Source organism: Amycolatopsis sp. NPDC003861 (genome assembly GCF_053605405.1).
The window spans coordinates 68,019-83,430 of record NZ_JBSGJD010000008.1; the positions used below are offsets into that span (position 1 = coordinate 68,019).

The 15,412-nt window shown below is 72.5% G+C and carries 11 protein-coding genes; 9 read left to right on the forward strand and 2 right to left on the reverse strand.

Features of this window, described 5'->3' with window-relative positions; translation table 11 throughout:
* Positions 1-980 precede the first annotated feature (980 nt).
* From ACWEVN_RS04255 to ACWEVN_RS04270, 4 genes are all read left to right on the forward strand, one after another.
* Positions 981-3,719, forward strand: coding sequence for an AAA family ATPase (locus tag ACWEVN_RS04255; protein ID WP_452050217.1), 2,739 nt, complete (start codon positions 981-983; stop codon positions 3,717-3,719).
* A gap of 135 nt (positions 3,720-3,854) precedes the next feature.
* On the forward strand, positions 3,855-5,864 hold the full coding sequence (locus tag ACWEVN_RS04260) for a carbamoyltransferase family protein (protein WP_452050218.1): 2,010 nt from the start codon (positions 3,855-3,857) through the stop codon (positions 5,862-5,864).
* 45 nt (positions 5,865-5,909) lie between these two features.
* Positions 5,910-6,206: an O-linked N-acetylglucosamine transferase gene (locus tag ACWEVN_RS04265; RefSeq protein WP_452050219.1), complete on the forward strand. Its 297-nt coding sequence runs from the start codon at positions 5,910-5,912 to the stop codon at positions 6,204-6,206.
* Between the two features lie 48 nt (positions 6,207-6,254).
* Positions 6,255-7,172 carry an ROK family protein gene (locus tag ACWEVN_RS04270; protein ID WP_452050227.1) on the forward strand — a complete coding sequence of 306 codons (918 nt, stop codon included), beginning with the start codon at positions 6,255-6,257 and terminating at the stop codon, positions 7,170-7,172.
* Here ACWEVN_RS04270 and ACWEVN_RS04275 read toward each other — a convergent pair.
* Positions 7,127-7,561: a type II 3-dehydroquinate dehydratase gene (locus tag ACWEVN_RS04275; protein ID WP_452050220.1), complete on the reverse strand. Its 435-nt coding sequence runs from the start codon at positions 7,559-7,561 to the stop codon at positions 7,127-7,129. The genes ACWEVN_RS04270 and ACWEVN_RS04275 overlap by 46 nt on opposite strands.
* A 162-nt stretch (positions 7,562-7,723) precedes the next feature.
* Between ACWEVN_RS04275 and ACWEVN_RS04280 the strand changes: the two genes are divergently transcribed.
* Genes ACWEVN_RS04280 through ACWEVN_RS04295 form a run of 4 tightly spaced genes read left to right on the forward strand, consistent with a single transcriptional unit; the run spans position 7,724 to position 11,642 of the window.
* A complete protein-coding gene (locus ACWEVN_RS04280) occupies positions 7,724-8,887 on the forward strand; it encodes an aminotransferase class I/II-fold pyridoxal phosphate-dependent enzyme (protein ID WP_452050221.1) in 1,164 nt (387 codons plus the stop codon).
* Entirely contained in the window at positions 8,884-9,984 is a 1,101-nt protein-coding gene (locus tag ACWEVN_RS04285; protein ID WP_452050222.1) for a Gfo/Idh/MocA family protein, read from the forward strand. Before ACWEVN_RS04280 ends, ACWEVN_RS04285 begins: the two co-directional genes overlap by 4 nt.
* Complete coding sequence (locus ACWEVN_RS04290; RefSeq protein WP_452050223.1) at positions 9,981-10,640, forward strand: HAD-IA family hydrolase; 660 nt, start codon at positions 9,981-9,983, stop codon at positions 10,638-10,640. The genes ACWEVN_RS04285 and ACWEVN_RS04290 overlap by 4 nt, the downstream gene beginning before the upstream one ends.
* A 24-nt stretch (positions 10,641-10,664) precedes the next feature.
* Positions 10,665-11,642 carry a class I SAM-dependent methyltransferase gene (locus tag ACWEVN_RS04295; protein WP_452050224.1) on the forward strand — a complete coding sequence of 326 codons (978 nt, stop codon included), beginning with the start codon at positions 10,665-10,667 and terminating at the stop codon, positions 11,640-11,642.
* A 24-nt stretch (positions 11,643-11,666) separates the two neighbouring features.
* Here the strand turns inward: ACWEVN_RS04295 and ACWEVN_RS04300 are convergent, their stop codons facing one another.
* Positions 11,667-12,689, reverse strand: coding sequence for a 3-dehydroquinate synthase family protein (locus tag ACWEVN_RS04300; protein WP_452050225.1), 1,023 nt, complete (start codon positions 12,687-12,689; stop codon positions 11,667-11,669).
* Between the two features lie 161 nt (positions 12,690-12,850).
* Between ACWEVN_RS04300 and ACWEVN_RS04305 the strand changes: the two genes are divergently transcribed.
* Positions 12,851-15,412 (forward strand): AMP-binding protein (locus ACWEVN_RS04305; RefSeq protein ID WP_452050226.1); only part of this gene is annotated, 2,562 nt, incomplete at its 3' end.

A 15,412-nucleotide genomic window follows, 5' to 3' on the forward strand; every position in this document is an offset into this window, starting at 1 on the left:
CGAAGCCTTGGACGAAGCCCTGAACCAAGGCGTGAAACCGGTCGGCGGCCGAAGGGTGCGGGCGGGCACGAAAATCGCCCCTTCGTACCCCCGTGCCGGGCTGCACCTGCTCTCGTTGTGGTAGAGGGAGAAGCACTCGGCCGGAGTGACTCCATTGGGCCGAAAGTGTTGCGCGGCAGGCGGTTTTACGCGCAGGTGACGTCCAGAGGGTGAATGTCGTGCGACATTCGGACGCAGGATCCGAGGAGGCCGGCCCGGAACGGCGTCCGTCCGGGATTTCGGAATCGGCTTCGGTCGAATCTGTTCGAATCCGTGGGAACCGGCCTGGGCGGCGGATCTTTCCGCCTCCGCGGCGGGACCGGGCGGGGGCCGGCGGTCCGGTTGTGCCGCGGGGCGTTCGCCGGCCGGGTGTGACTCGGAGGGGTGAATCTTGCGAATACTTGCGTCTGCTCGCTAGGATGAGTCGTGTGACGCTCAACCGGTGAAGGATTCACGACGGCCGGCGTCGCGGTGGACTGATTCCTCTCTTTCCTTCACGACGACGTGAAGATTTCGTGACCTGCACAATAACTCGGTACTCGCCCGGCCCTGTTCGGTGTTTTCCGGAACGCCGAACAGGGTCCGGGTTTTGTGTGTTCGCACTCAGGTCGGGAGAGATCGTGGTAATGGTGGCCTCGATTGCACGGAGTTTTCACCGGCGTTACGAACGAATGTCCGGCGGCGCTTCGCGGGTGGCGGTGCTCGTTTGAGCGTCCGGCTGCGACGGCGGCCAGGTGGAGCTGGAGTGGCTCCGGCTTTGGCGTGCGGTGCGCGTATCCGGCGCTGAGAGACATTTCGGCGGCGAATGTCAGAGTTTCGAAACATGCTCCGGGGCGGAAAGGCGAATTGCTCCGTGGGATCGGCGGGTTCCGTGGAGTACGGTGGATTTCGAGCGGATCTTCGAGGTGGGCTGCGGTCCACTCGCTGTGGAGATGGTGGGGATGACTTCCTATGCGCCTGATCTGGTGAGCTTGATCGCGGAAGGGGTGGATTCGGGCATTGTCGACCGGTTGCTGGCCGGTTGTTCGACGGGGCGGGGCGGGACTTTGCTGGTCACCGGCCCGGTGGCCTGCGGCAAGACCACGGTATTGCGGGAGATAGCGGCGAATGCGGGCGAACGCGGCTTTTCGGTGCTGACGGCGACTTGCGCCCACGCCGAGCGCGAGCTGCCGTTCGGGGTGATGGCGCAGTTGCTCCGGGCGGGCGGGTTCCCGGCGGACCTGCTGCCGTCGGTCTGCCTCGGGCAGCAGGAAGCCGGCGGTGGGCCGGAAACGGGTGAAGCGGCGATCGTCCGGCGCGGCGACCGGTTGTGCGCCAAGCTGATCGAGGCCGCCGCCCGCGAGCCGCTGCTGGTGGTGGTCGACGACCTGCGGCACGCCGATCTGGCTTCGGCCATCTGCCTCGCCCAGCTGATCCGCCGGGTGGACCAGAGCGCCATCACGGTGGTCGTGGGCGACGACCTGACCCTGCGGCCGTCGTACCCGCCGCTGCGGGCGGAGCTGCTGCACCGCCCGGAGGTCGGGCAGGTGGAGGTCGAGCCGTTGCCGCCCGAAGTCCTCGGTGACATCCTGGCGCGGCGGTTCGGCGGTGCCCTCGAAGACCGGTGCGTCACCGACTTCGGCAAGGTGTCCGGCGGGAACCCGGTGCTGCTGCAGGCCTTGATCGACGACTACGCCGAATGCGGCGAGGTGCGGGACGAAGGTTACGGCCGGGCGTTCCTGAGCTGCCTGTACCGCAACGAACCGATCCTCCTGGCGACGGTCCGCGCCTTGGCCGTGCTCGACGCCGACGTCTCGGACGCCGAGCTGGCCCGCGTCGCCGGCACCGAGCCGGCACTGGTGACGCAGGCGTTGCGCGCGGTCAACGAGGCGGGCCTGATGCACGCCGGCTCGTTCCGGCACGAGTCGGCCCGGCGGTCCGTGCTCGACGAACTGCCCTCGCGCGTGCGCGGGGACCTGCACCGCCGGGCGGCCGAGCTGCTGCACGACACGGGCGCGCCCGTCGTCACGGTGGGGCGCCACCTGATGAACGCCGGCGACGTCGACGCTCCGTGGAGCCGGGACGTGCTCCTGGAGGCCGCGGACCTGGCCTCCATCGCCGGGAACGCCGGCGCCGCGGCCGAGCTGCTGGAGCGGGCGCTGTCCTCGTGCGCGCCGCACGAGCGGTCCGCCGTCGAAGCCAAGCTCGCCGAGACCGAATGGCGGCTCGACCCGGCCACCGCGGCGCGGCACCTCGGGGCGCTGATCGACGCGGCGGGGGCCGGTGACCTGGCGGTGTCCGAATCGGTTTCGGTGGTGCGGCAGCTGCTGTGGCGCGGCCGGGTGAGCGAAGCCGAGGACCTCCTCGCGCGGCTGCGGGAGACGCCGGGCATCGACGACGAGCTCTACCTCGTGGACCAGTGGCTGACCTGCACGTACCCGGGGCTCGCCCGGCGCGGGGTCCGGCCGCCCGCCGATCGCGGGGCGGCCGCCGCCTGGGCGGTCAGCCTGCCCCGGGCCTCGGGCGTGCTGGCCGACGTCCTCGTCCGGGGCCGGAGCCAGGAGATCAGGCCCCGGGCCGAGGAGGTGCTCCGGGAACTGCACGTCGCCCACCGGGTGACGGGCCAGGAGGAGGACGGGCTGCTGGCGGTGCTGGCCCTCATCTACGCCGAACAGCTCGACGCCGCGGATTCCTGGTGCGACGACCTGCTCGGTGCGGTGGGGCCGTCGCGGCTGCCGGTGTGGCGATCGTTGTTCTCGGCGTGCAAGGCCGAGATCGCGGTGCGGCGGGGCGACCTGCCGGACGCGGTGAGCCTGGCCACCCAGGCGTTCGACGAGGTGTCGCCGGCGTCGTGGGGCACGGCGGCCGGCCTGCCGCTCGGAGCCCTGATCGTCGCGTACACGCGGATGGGGAAGTTCGGCGAAGCGGCCAGGTACGTCGGCCAGCCGATTCCGGCGGCCGGCCTGAAGAACCGCTACGGGCTGCACTACCTGCACGCGCGCGGGACGTTCTCCCTCGCCACGGAACGGCGCCAGGCGGCCCTCGCCGACTTCCTCCTCTGCGGCGAGCTCATCGACACCTGGGGGCTCAACGGCAGCGGCCTCGTGCCGTGGCGGACCAGCGCGGCCGAGGCGTGGCTCGCCCTCGGCAACCGCGATCAGGCCAAGCGGCTGATCACCGAGCAGCTCGCCCGGCCCGGTTCGGACGGGGACCGGTCGCGGGCGCTGTCGCTGCGGCTGCTGGCCGAGACGAGCTCGCCGCGCCGCCGCCTGCAGCTGCTCAACGAGGCGGTCGACATCCTCGAGGAGCGAGGGGACAAGTACGAGCTGGCCCGGGCCCTTCGCGACCTCAGCGGCGCCTGTTACGAAGTCGGCGAGCACAAGCAGGCGCGCCGGGTGATGCGCCGGGGCTGGTACGTCGCCAAGCGGTGCGAGGCGGAGCCGCTGTGCGAGGAACTGCTGCCGGCGGGCGGCGAGGAACCGGCCGCCGCGGCGAAACGGCCCGAGGGCGCCAAACAACTGACCGACACCGAAAGCCGGGTGGCTTCGCTCGCGGCCATCGGCTACACGAACCGGGAGATCGCCGGGCGGCTCTTCGTGACCCCCAGCACGGTCGAGCAGCACCTGACCCGGGTCTTCCGCAAGCTCGGCCTCAAGCGGCGCGAGGAACTACCCGACGAAATCGGGTTCTGGACCACGTGAAACCCCGTGCCGCCGGGCGATGCAGGGGATGCAGGGGGGACAGTTAGGGGAAGCGGCGGGGCTTCCTGCGCAAGACTGGTGGCGGGCCGGTGCCCGGAGGTTGTCGTCCGTTGCCGAAGGTGTGGGTGGTCGAACGTGTTGGTGCTGGGCTTGAACGGGAACTTCTCGACCGGGGGAGCCGACCTCGTGCCGTTGATGTCCGAGTTCTTCTTCCACGACGCTTCCGCGTCGCTCGTCCGGGACGGCGAACTGGTCGCCGCGGTCGAGGAGGAACGGCTCAACCGCATCAAGAAGACGACCAAGTTCCCGGTCAACGCGATCCGCGCGTGCCTCGACGCGGTCGGGGTGACCCCCGGCGAAATCGACGCGGTCGGGTTCTACTTCCGCGAAAACCACCTGGACGCCGTGCTCAACCACCTCTACACCGAACACCAGCGGGTGCCGGTCCGCTTCTCGCGGGAGCTCATCAAGCAGCGGCTCAGCGAGGAGTTCGGCTGGGACCTGCCCGACGAAAAGCTGGTCTACGCCCCGCACCACGACGCCCACGCGATGTCGGCCTACATGCACTCGGGCATGCGGGAAGCGCTGGTGGTCGTCCTGGACGGCCGGGGCGAGGAGAACTCCGGCACCGTCTACCACGCCGCCGACGGCCGGCTGGAAAAGCTGGCGGACTATTCGGTGATGCAGTCCCTCGGGGTGCTCTACCTCAACGCGACGCAGCTGCTCGGCTACGGCTTCGGCGACGAGTACAAGGTGATGGGGCTGGCGCCCTACGGTGACCCGGCGACCTACCGGAAGCTCTTCGCGCAGCTGTACACGTTGCGGGACAACGGAGCCTACGACCTGCACCCCAACCTGACCGTGCCGAGCCTCGTCAGCCCGCTGTTCCTGGAGCACGGGTTCCTGCCCCGGCGCAAGGGTGAACCGTTCACGCAGGAGCACAAGGACTTCGCCGCGGGACTGCAGGAGGCAGTGGAAACCATTGCGCTGCACGTGTTCCGCCACTGGGCGGCGGCGACCGGCCTGCCGGGCCTGTGCTTCGGCGGCGGCGTGGCGCACAACTCGAGCCTGAACGGCGTGCTGCTGAAGTCCGGCCTGTTCCGCGAGGTGTTCATCCACCCGGCGTCCCACGACGCCGGCGCGGGAGAAGGAGCGGCCTTCGTCGCGATGGCCGAGCTCGGGCACCGGCTGCCGCCCGGCGAACGGTTGCGCAGTGCCTGCGTGGGGCCGGACCTGGGCACCGAGGCGCAGGTCGAGGCGCGGCTCGCCGCTTGGGACGCGGTGGTCGAGGTCGAGCGGCAGGCCGACGTCGTGGACACCGCGGCGCGGCTGCTCGCGGACGGTTCGGTGCTGGGCTGGGCGCAGGGCCGGTCGGAGTTCGGCCCGCGCGCCCTCGGCAACCGCAGCATCATCGCCGACGCGCGGCCCGCGGAGAACCAGACCCGGATCAACGCGATGGTGAAGAAGCGCGAGAGCTTCCGGCCGTTCGCCCCGGTGGTCGCCGCCGAAGACGCGAAGTCCTATTTCGACCTGCCCGACACGGTGGCGGCCTACGAGTTCATGTCCTTCGTGGTCCCGGTGCTGCCGGAGCGCCGGGCGGAACTGGGCGCGGTCACCCACGTCGACGGCACCGCCCGCGTCCAGCTGGTGGATCCGCTGTCCAACGCGCGGTTCCACCGCCTGGTCACGAAGTTCGGCGAACTCACCGGAACACCGGTCCTGCTCAACACCTCGTTCAACAACCACGCCGAGCCGATCGTGCAGAGCGTCGACGACGTCGTGACCTCGTTCCTGACCACCGAGCTCGACTACCTGGTCGTCGAGGACTTCCTCGTCCGGCGCCGGAGCGACGCGCGGACCGGGCTCGACAGCCTGGTGCCGGCCTTCCGCCCGGTGACCCGGCTGGCCGAACGATCCGGTGACGGCTCGCCCGCCGCGGTCACCGTCGCCCGCGAGATCTCCCTGGACTACTCCGGCGGCCCGGTCGCGGCCGTGTCGGAGCCGCTGTACGAGCTGCTGCGCAAAGTGGACGGCCGGACGACGCTGGGTGCGCTGCTGGCCTCCGCGGGAGGCGAGCCGGACGCGGTCCGCGACGAACTGTACGACCTGTGGCAGCAACGGCTGCTGACCCTCACGCCTGCCTGAGCTCCGGCGATGAGGCAGGTGGTCGCCGGGGTCAGGGGAGGCAGCGTGTACCGGACACTCAACGAGCCCGTCGCCGGTCCGGCGCGGACGCGGGACGCGGCGACGATGACCACCGCGGCCGCGGTGCGCGCGGACCTGGACCGCCTCCTCACCGAGCTCGGCGAGCACCGCGTGCGGTCCGATGCACTGGTCGAGGCGTGTGTCGCCTGCCTGGAGGCGGCGCGGTGCGTGGCCGGCCTGGTCGCCGACGACGCCGCGGGAGTGGACCCTCGCGAGCAGGAGGCCGTGCACGCCCTGCGGGCGGCGACGGTGGCGATCAGGTTCGCGCTGGCCGAACAGTGAGCCGGGCCGCGGCCCGCGGCGGGGAGGTGCGTCATCGGGTGTCTCGGGATCGACATCGGCGGGACGAAGGTCGCTTTCCGGTTCGAGCACGAGGAAACCGGTGCGGCAGAGGAATTTTCCTTCACCTGGCCGGAACCGGGCCCGGACGCCGCCGAGGATCTGCGGCTGCTCGGCGCCCGGGTCGCGAACACCCTGCCGCACGAGCAGATCACCGCGGTCGGGGTCTCGGTGCCGGCGACCCTGGACCCGGCCGGCCGGGTCGTGGCCTGGCCGATGCGGCCGAGCTGGACCGGGGTCGATTTCGGGGCGGCCCTGCGGGCGTGGTTCCCCGACGTCCCGGTGTGCATCGCCGACGACGGCGACCTCGCCGCGCTTGCCGAGGCGAAAGCGGCCGGCTGCGCCGATCTGGTCTACTTCGGCGTCGGCACGGGCATCGGCGGCGGGATCGTGCTGGACGGCCGCTCGTGGCCCGGGCGCGCGTCCTGCGAGCTCGGGCACGTGGTGGTGGACCGATCCGGGCCCCGCTGCGCCTGCGGCCGCCGGGGCTGCGTCCAAGCGCTCGCCTCCGGACCGGCGACCCTGCACCGGGCGACGCGATTGCGCGGCGAGCCGACGGACCCGGCGCGGCTGCGCGCGGGGATCGAGGCCGGCGAGCCGTGGGCGGTCACGGCGGTGACCGAAAGCGCACGAGCGCTGGCGGTCGCGGTGGTGAGCATCGGGGAGGTCTGCGCGCCGGCCACGACTGTCATCGGTGGCGGGTTCGCTGCCGGTGTCCCGGTTCTCGTGCCGTTGGTCGCCGCTGAGGTGCGCCGGCTGGCGCGCCCGGGACGCCGGCCGGCGCCGGTCCGGCCGGCTGTCCTCGGTGGACTCTCTTCGTTGCACGGTGCGGTGGTTGCGGCGCGGGAGAAGAAGCGCGAGGCTCAAGCCCCGGAAATCTCCAGCAAGGCGCGCGCCGCGAGCCGGTAACCGAAAGCCCCGAGCCCGGCGATCAGGCCGCTGGCGAGGGGAGCCAAGACCGAATCGTGCCGGAACTGTTCCCGGGCCCAGATGTTGGACAGGTGCACTTCGATCCACGGGCGGGGGTAGTTCGCGAGCGCGTCGCGCAGGCTCCAGCCGGCGATCATCAGCGCGCCCGGGTTGAGGATCGCGCCGACGGTGTCGTAACTGCTCTGCAGGACACCGATCAGCTCGCTTTCGGCGTCCGACTGGACGGCGGTGACCCGCCAGCCGCGGGCGGCGACCTCGGCGGTCACCGCCTTTTCGATGTCGTCGAGCGTGGCCGTGCCGTAGATGTCGGGTTCGCGGCGGCCCAGGATGCCGAGATTGGGGCCGTTCAGCAGCAGCAATTCGTCCACGGTGCTCGCCGTCCTCAATTTTAGTTCCGGCCGACTGTCATTATCAGAATAGCATCGGGAAATGCTAGGGGGACCTTAGGGGGACGCCAGGGGATTGGGTGGCTTCGATTGTCGCCGGTAACCTGGCAGCATTCTCACGCGCGAAGGTAGGGGCGGAAATCCATGAGTGAAGTGCACCGAAAGCTGGAATTCCCGGTCTGGCCCCAGTACGGCGACGAGGAGCGGGCCGGCCTGCACCGGGCACTGGAGCAGGGGCAGTGGTGGCGGATGGGCGGGAGCGAGGTCGACGCGTTCGAGCGTGAGTTCGCCGAGTACCACGCCGCCGAGCACGCCCTGGCGGTCACCAACGGCACGCACGCGCTGGAACTCGCCCTCCAGGTGCTGGGGGTCACGCCCGGCAGCGAGGTCGTCGTCCCGGCGTTCACGTTCATCTCCTCGTCCCAGGCCGCGCAGCGCCTCGGGGCGGTGGCCGTGCCGGTCGACGTCGACCCGGGGACCTACAACATCGACGTGGCCGCGGCGGCGGCCGCGATCACGGCCAAGACCAGCGCGATCATGCCGGTGCACATGGCCGGGCTGGTGGCCGACATGGACGCGCTGGCGAAGCTTTCCGCCGATTCCGGCGTGCCGCTGCTGCAGGACGCCGCGCACGCGCACGGCGCGCGGTGGCGGAACCGGAAACTCGGCGACCTGGACTCGGTGGCCGCGTTCAGCTTCCAGAACGGCAAGCTGATGACGGCGGGCGAAGGCGGCGCGGTCCTCTTCGGCGACGCCGAACGGTACGAGACCGGCTTCGTCCGCCACAGCTGCGGCCGGCCCCGCGGCGACCGCGGCTACTTCCACCGCACCTCCGGGTCGAACTTCCGGATGAACGAGTTCTCGGCGGCCGTCCTCCGGGCCCAGCTGGCCCGGCTCGACGAGCAGATCGCCGTGCGGGAACAGCGCTGGCAGGTCCTCTCCGGGCTGCTCGGCGGGATCGACGGGGTCGTCCCGCAGGCGGGGGACGACCGGTGCGACCGCAATCCGCACTACATGGCCATGTTCCGCCTGCCGGGCGTCACCGAGCGGCGGCGCGCCGAGATCGTCGAAGCCCTCATCGCGCGCGGGATCCCGGCTTTCGTCGGGTTCCGGGCGGTCTACCGCACCGACGCCTTCTGGGAGACCGGGGCACCGGATCTGCCGGTCGACGAGCTCGCCCGGCGCTGCCCGAACGCCGAAGCGCTCACCACCGACTGCGTCTGGCTGCACCACCGTCTGCTGCTGGGCACCGAAGCGCAGATGCACGACGTGGCCGCGGCCGTGGCCGACGTGGCCGGCCGCGGATGACCGGCCGCCGGAAGCCGCCGGTCCGGGTCGCGGTGATCGGACTGGGCTGGGCGGGCCGCACCATCTGGCTCAGCCGGTTGCGCGCCCACCCGGCCTACGAGGTGGTGGCGCTGGTGGAGTCCGACCCGGTGCTGCGGGCGAGCGTGGCCAGGGAGGCGGCCGGCACGGCCGTGCACGCCTCGGCCGACCGGCTGCCGGTGGACGCGGTCGACCTGGCCGTCGTCGCGGTGCCCAACCACCTGCACGCCCCGGTCGCGGAACGCCTGCTGGCCGCGGGGATCCCGGTGTTCCTCGAAAAGCCGCTGTGCCTGACCGCGGCCGAGGTGGACCGGCTGGCGGCCGCCGAGGTCGCGGGCGGTGCGACGCTGCTGGGCGGCAGCGCGGCCGGTTACCGCGCCGACGTGACCGCGCTGCGGCGGCTGACCGGGTCGCTCGGCCGGGTCCGGCACGCGGAGCTGTCCTGGCGCCGGGCCCGGGGGGTGCCGGCCGGCGCCGGCTGGTTCACCGACCGGCACCGCGCCGGCGGTGGCGCGCTGGTCGACCTCGGCTGGCACCTGCTCGACGTCGCCCGGCTGCTGCTGGGCCCGCTGGTCTTCGAGCAGGTCGCCGGGTCGGTGTCGGCCGACTTCGTCGACGGCCGGTCGTTCCAGGCGGTGTGGCGGGAGGACGACCCGGCGGCCGGGGGACCCGGCGCCGACGTCGAGGACACCGCGCACGCGTTCCTGGTCACCGCGGACGGGCTGTCCGCCGGGCTCACCGCCGGGTGGGCCTCCCACGAGGCCCTGGACCGGACCGTGCTGCGGATCGAAGGCAGCGAGGGCACCGCGGAACTGCGGTGCACCTTCGGCTTCAGCCCGAACCGGCTCGACGGCTCCCGGCTCACCCACACGGTCGGCGGGGTGGCCGAGCCGGCCGAGGTGCCGGCCGAACCGATCGGCGCGGAGTACGACCGCCAGCTCGACGCCCTGCCCGCGCTGCTCGCCGATCCGGCGTCCCGCGGCCGGGCGGTCGAGGACGCCCGCTGGGTGATCGACGTCATCGAGCGGGTCTACGCCTCCGCGCCGGCCGGGCGCCCGTTGAGCGGCGTGGGCCGATGACCGGGCCGGTGCGCGCGGTCGTGTTCGACCTCGACGGCGTGCTGGTGGACAGCTTCGGCGTCATGCGCCAGGCCTTCGAAGCCGCCTACGCCGAGGTGGTGGGGGACGGTCCCGCGCCGTTCGCGGAGTACAACCGCCACCTCGGCCGGTACTTCCCCGACATCATGCGCATCATGGGGCTGCCCCTGGCGATGGAAGAGCCGTTCGTCCGGGAAAGCTACCGACTGGCCCACCTGGTCCGCGTGTTCCCCGGGGTGCGGGAGGTGCTCACCGCGTTGCGGGACAACGGCTTCGGCCTCGCGGTGGCGACCGGGAAGAGCGGGCCGCGCGCCCGGTCGCTGCTCGAGCGGCTCGAGCTGCTGCGCCTGTTCGACCACGTCCTCGGCTCGGACGAGGTGGCCCACCCCAAGCCGGCCCCGGACATCGTGCGGCGCGCGATGTCCCTGCTCGACGCGGGTGCCGGCGAGACGATCATGATCGGCGACGCCGTGACCGACCTGCAGAGCGCGCGCGGCGCCGGGGTCACCGCCGTCGCCGCGTTGTGGGGCGAAACGGACGAGGCGGCGCTGCTGGCGGCCGGACCGGACGTGACCCTGCGGAAGCCGGAGGACCTGCTCGAGTGGCTGGAGTCCGGCCGGGGCGAGCTCAGCCAGTGAAATTCCGACCACGAAGAGGATGAGATGGCATATTCGGCGACCGCGTCCGTGTACGAACACTTCCCCTTTCCGTCTTCGAACCTCGACAACGCGGACTTCAAGCTCCCGGACGACATCCCCGCGGTGGTCGACGGCGGGTTCAAGAGCGGGTGGACCGTGCTCGACGCCGGGTGCGGAACCGGGCAGACCGTGGTCGGCATGGCCCGCGCCTACCCGGAGGTGAACTTCGTCGGCCTGGAACCGAACGGCCCGTCCCGCGCGGTCGCCGAACGCCTCCGCGACCGGGCCGGCGTGGACAACCTGGAGTTCCTGGACGCGAGCATCTCGGGGGAGCCGCTCGGCACCGAGTTCGACTTCGTCTACAGCTACGGGGTGGTGCACCACATCCCGGACCCGGCCGCGGCGATCCGCTGGCTGAGCGACCACCTGGCCACCGACGCCCTGCTGCACCTGTGGATCTACGGCAGCATCGGCGAAGCCGAGCGGATGCGCCAGCGGGAGCTGGTGCAGCTGCTGAACCGCTTCGGGGGCAAGGACGGCATCCGGACCGTCCGGGCGCTGGGCGTGCAGTTGTCGCCGGCCAGTTACGGGCTGTCCGGAGACCACCTCGACCTCGCCGTGTCGGCCGACTACCAGGACATCGTGGACGCGGACGCGTTCCTCAACCCGGTCGTCCACACGATGCGGATCGGCGAGGTGGCCGCGGTGCTCGAGGATTCGGCCGACTGGGTGGCCGTGGACCGCGTCTGGGCTTCCCGGGGCAACCCGCACGTGGACCTGTCGGGCGCCGAGCCGGACGCGAGCGCGCTGTCGCTCCTGCGGCCGGAAGACCTGTACCAGGATCCGCTCCTGCTGGACAGCATCGCCTCGCTCAGCCCGCTCCAGAAGGCGGCGCTGATCGAGCTCGCGGTGTCGGCTTCGGGGTTCAACCTGATCGCCGGCCGCGGGGACGCGCTGTCGTGGTGCACGCCGCGGATCGCCGGCAACCTGCTGACGCCCTGACCGGGTGCGCGGCCGGGCCCCGGCTCACGTCCGGGGCATTCCGGCCAGCGCGCCGGCCACCGCGTCCGCGGGCACGTCCGGGACCAGGCCCGGCCCGTCCGGGCCGTCCAGGACGAAGCTCAGCCCTTCGGTCGCCTTTTTGTCCAGGCCCATCAACGTGATCAGCTCGCGGTCGTCGAGCCCGGACGGCAGCTCGGCCGGCAAGCCGTAGCCCGCCACCACCGTGTGGTGTTCCGCCACCCGGGCCGGTCCGATCCGCCCGAGCTCGCCGGCCAGCCGGCCCGCGAACACGGTGCCGATCGCCACCGCTTCGCCGTGGCGCAGAGCGAAATCCGTGGCCCGTTCCAGGGCGTGCCCCAGCGTGTGGCCGTAGTTGAGCAGGTGCCGTGCTCCGGTGTCGCGCTCGTCCGCCGCCACGATCCGGGCCTTCAGGGCGACGCTCGCCGCCACCTGGTCGAGCAGCGGCCGGCCGTGGAGACCCGGCGCGCCGATGAAGTGGCAGCGGGCCAGTTCGCCGTAGCCGTTGCGCCATTCCCGGGCGGGCAGCGTCTCCAGGTAGTCGAGGTCGCACAGCACCGCGCTCGGCTGCCAGTACGTGCCGACGAGGTTCTTGCCCTCCGGCAGGTTCACCGCGGTCTTGCCGCCCACGCTCGCGTCGACCTGGGCCAGCAGCGACGTCGGCAGGTGGAGCACCCGGATCCCGCGGTGGTACAGCGCGGCCGCCAGGCCTGCCGTGTCGGTCGTCGTGCCGCCGCCACAGGACACCACCACGTCCGAACGGGTCAGGCCGAAGTCGACGAACCGCCGGCAGAGCTCCTCCACGGCCGCCAGGGTCTTGGTCGTCTCCCCGTCGCGGGCCGGGACGACCGTGTGGGGCACGCCCGGGTCGGGGATCTCGGCCTCCGGCCGGGCCGTCACGACCGCCGCCTTGCGGGCGCCGAGGCCCGCGACGAGTTCCGGCAGCAGGCGGCGGACGCCGGAGCCGATGTGCACGGGGTAGGACCGCTCGGCCAGTTCGACCGTGACGCTTCTGCTTTCTTCGGGCACTTTCCGGACCTCTCGCGCGGGAAACCGTTACGGCCGAAGGGTATTACCGCCGCACCCGCCCGGGCGCGGATTGAGGGGGCCTACGGGGACCGGTCAGGGGGGTGCCGCCGCCGGGCGCCGGAGAGACTGGCTGGGCCCGCCCGATCGGGAAGTGTGGTGGCATGCTCCGTACCGACCTGATCCGCCCGGTGCCCGAATTGCTGCGCGAGCGCGCCCTTCGCGACGCCGACCGGCTCGCCTGCACCGACGGCGAGCGGTCGCTGACCTACGGCCAGCTCGAGGTGCGGACGCGGCGGCTCGCCGGGCACCTGGCCGGGCTGCGCCTGCAACCCGGTGACCGCGCGCTGATCTGCCTGGGCAACCGGGTCGAGGCGGTGGAAAGCTACTTCGCCGTGCTGCGGGCGAGCGCGCTCTCCGTCCCCGCCGATCCCGGCGCGACCGACGCGGAACTGGCCCACCAGCTGGAAGACTGCGGCGCCCGCCTGGTGATCACCGACCACGCGCACGCCGAGCGGTTCCGGCGGTTGCGGCCGGGCCGGCCGCTCGTACTGGTCGGCGCCGGACCGCCGGTGGCCGGCGGCGTGTCGTGGAATTCGCTGGTGGCCAGGGAACCGGAAGCGCCGGCTCGTGATGATCTGGGGTTGGACGAGCCGGCGTGGATTCTCTACACGTCGGGGACGACCGGGTCGCCGAAGGGCGTGGTGTCGACGCAGCGGAGTTGTCTGTGGTCGGTGGCGGCGAGTTACGTGCCGGCGTTGGGGTTGGGCCGGGACGATCGGGTGTTGTGGCCGTTGCCGTTGTTCCATTCGTTGTCACACGTGGTGTGTGTGCTGGGTGCGGTGTCGGTGGGGGCTTCGGTGTGGGTGCTGCCGGGCTCTTCGGTGGGCGACGTCCTGGGTGCGGCGGATGAATTCGAGCCGACCGTGCTGGCGGGGGTGCCGGCGCTGTACCAGGGACTGGTGAATGCGGGTGGTGCCGGGCTTTCCGGCGTGCGGGTGGGGTTGGTGGGGGGCGCGGTGCTGCCGTCCGGAGTGCGGCGGTCGTTCGAGGAGGTGTTCGGCGTGCCGTTGGTGGACGCCTACGGAAGCACGGAGTCGTGTGGCGCGATCGCGGTGAACTGGGTGCGCGGGGGCGGACCGGCGGGGTCCTGCGGGTTGCCGGTGCTGGGGCTGGCGGTGCGGTTGGTCGGCGTGGATTCGGGCCTGGACGTGGCGGCGGGCGCCGAAGGCGAGGTGTGGGTGCGGGGCCCGAACGTGATGCTGGGGTACTGGAACCAGCCGGTGGCGACGGCCGAGGTGCTGGTGGACGGCTGGTTGCGGACGGGTGACCTGGCCCGGGCCGACGAATCGGGGTTTCTGACGGTGACCGGCCGGGTGCGGGAATTGATCGTCCGGGGCGGGGAGAACGTGCACCCCGGGGAGGTCGAGGAGGTGGTGCGGACGGTCCCGGGGGTGGTGGACGTGGCGGTGGTGGGGCGGGCGCACGAGGTGCTGGGCGAGGTGCCGGTGGTGTTCGTGGTGGCGGGCGCGGGCGGCTTCGATCCGGGTGAGGTACTGCGAATCTGCCGGGAGCGGCTGGCGTTCTTCAAAGTGCCGGTGGCGGTCTACCAGATCGGTGCCGTGCCGCGGACGGCCTCGGGCAAGGTGAAGCGGCACGCGTTGCTCGACCTGCCCGCCCGGCTGCGTGCCGTCGGCGACGGCGAATACGAATCGCTGCTGCGCCTGGACTGGGTACCCCGCCCCCTGCTGCCCGCCTCGCCGGGACCGGCCGGTTCCTGGGCGGTGGCCGGGCCGGACGCCGACGCGCTGGCGGCCGCGCTGCGCCGGGCGGCCGGCGGGACCGCCGACGTCCGGACCGCCGCGTCCCCGGCCGGGTTCCGGGCCGCCGTCGCGGCCGGGGAGCCCGCCCCGGACGTCCTGGTGCTGCCGGCGCCGGACGGTGCCGCCGGGGACCTCGCGGAAGCGGTCGGGGCGGACGTGCCGGCCTTGACCGCCGAACTGGCCGCCTGGTGCGCCGACGAGCGGCTGAACGGGTCGCTGGTCGTGGTCCTCACCCGCGGCGCGGTCGTCACCAGCGACCAGGACGACGTGGTCCGGCTGCGGCACGCACCCCTGTGGGGAGCGGTGCGCTCGGTGCAGGACGCCCACCCCGGCCGGGTCCACCTCGTGGACGTCGACGAGACACCCGGACCGGCTTCGCTGGTCCGGGCCGTGCTCGGCGGTGAGCCCCAGGCCGCGGTCCGCGGCGAGGTCGTGCTGGTCCCTCGGCTGGCCCGCGTCTCGGTGCCGGATCCGCACCGCGGCCCCGCGGTCGATCCGGGCGGCACCGTCCTGGTCGCCGGCGCGGACGGGCTCCGCGGAGCCGCGTTCGCCCGGCACCTGGCGACCGCCCACGGGGTGCGCCACCTGCTGCTGCTGAGTGCCGAAGGCTGGCCGGACCGGACCGCGGCCGAGCTGACGGCGCGGTTCCGGGCCACCGGCACGGAAGTCACGCTCGCGACCGGAACGGCGGCCGACGGCGCGGGTCTCGCCGCGCTGCTTCGCCGGTTCAAGCGCCCGCTGACCGGGGTGGTGCACGCCGAGGAGACGTCCAGCCGGTACCCGGTGACCTCGGTCGTCCGGGGCATCTCGAACCTGCACGAACTCACCAGGCGCCACCGGCCGGGGGCGTTCGTGCTCCTGACGTCGGCCGGTGGCCCGCTCGGCCGCGCGGGCCACGCGGAC

Excerpts from the sequence above, each read along its gene's own strand:
- ACWEVN_RS04285 (WP_452050222.1), top strand. The coding sequence starts at position 8,884 with ATGACCGGCCGCCGGAAGCCGCCGGTCCGGGTCGCGGTGATCGGACTG.
- ACWEVN_RS04290 (WP_452050223.1), top strand. The coding sequence starts at position 9,981 with ATGACCGGGCCGGTGCGCGCGGTCGTGTTCGACCTCGACGGCGTGCTG.
- ACWEVN_RS04255 (WP_452050217.1), top strand. The coding sequence starts at position 981 with ATGACTTCCTATGCGCCTGATCTGGTGAGCTTGATCGCGGAAGGGGTG.
- ACWEVN_RS04295 (WP_452050224.1), top strand. The coding sequence starts at position 10,665 with ATGGCATATTCGGCGACCGCGTCCGTGTACGAACACTTCCCCTTTCCG.
- ACWEVN_RS04280 (WP_452050221.1), top strand. The coding sequence starts at position 7,724 with ATGAGTGAAGTGCACCGAAAGCTGGAATTCCCGGTCTGGCCCCAGTAC.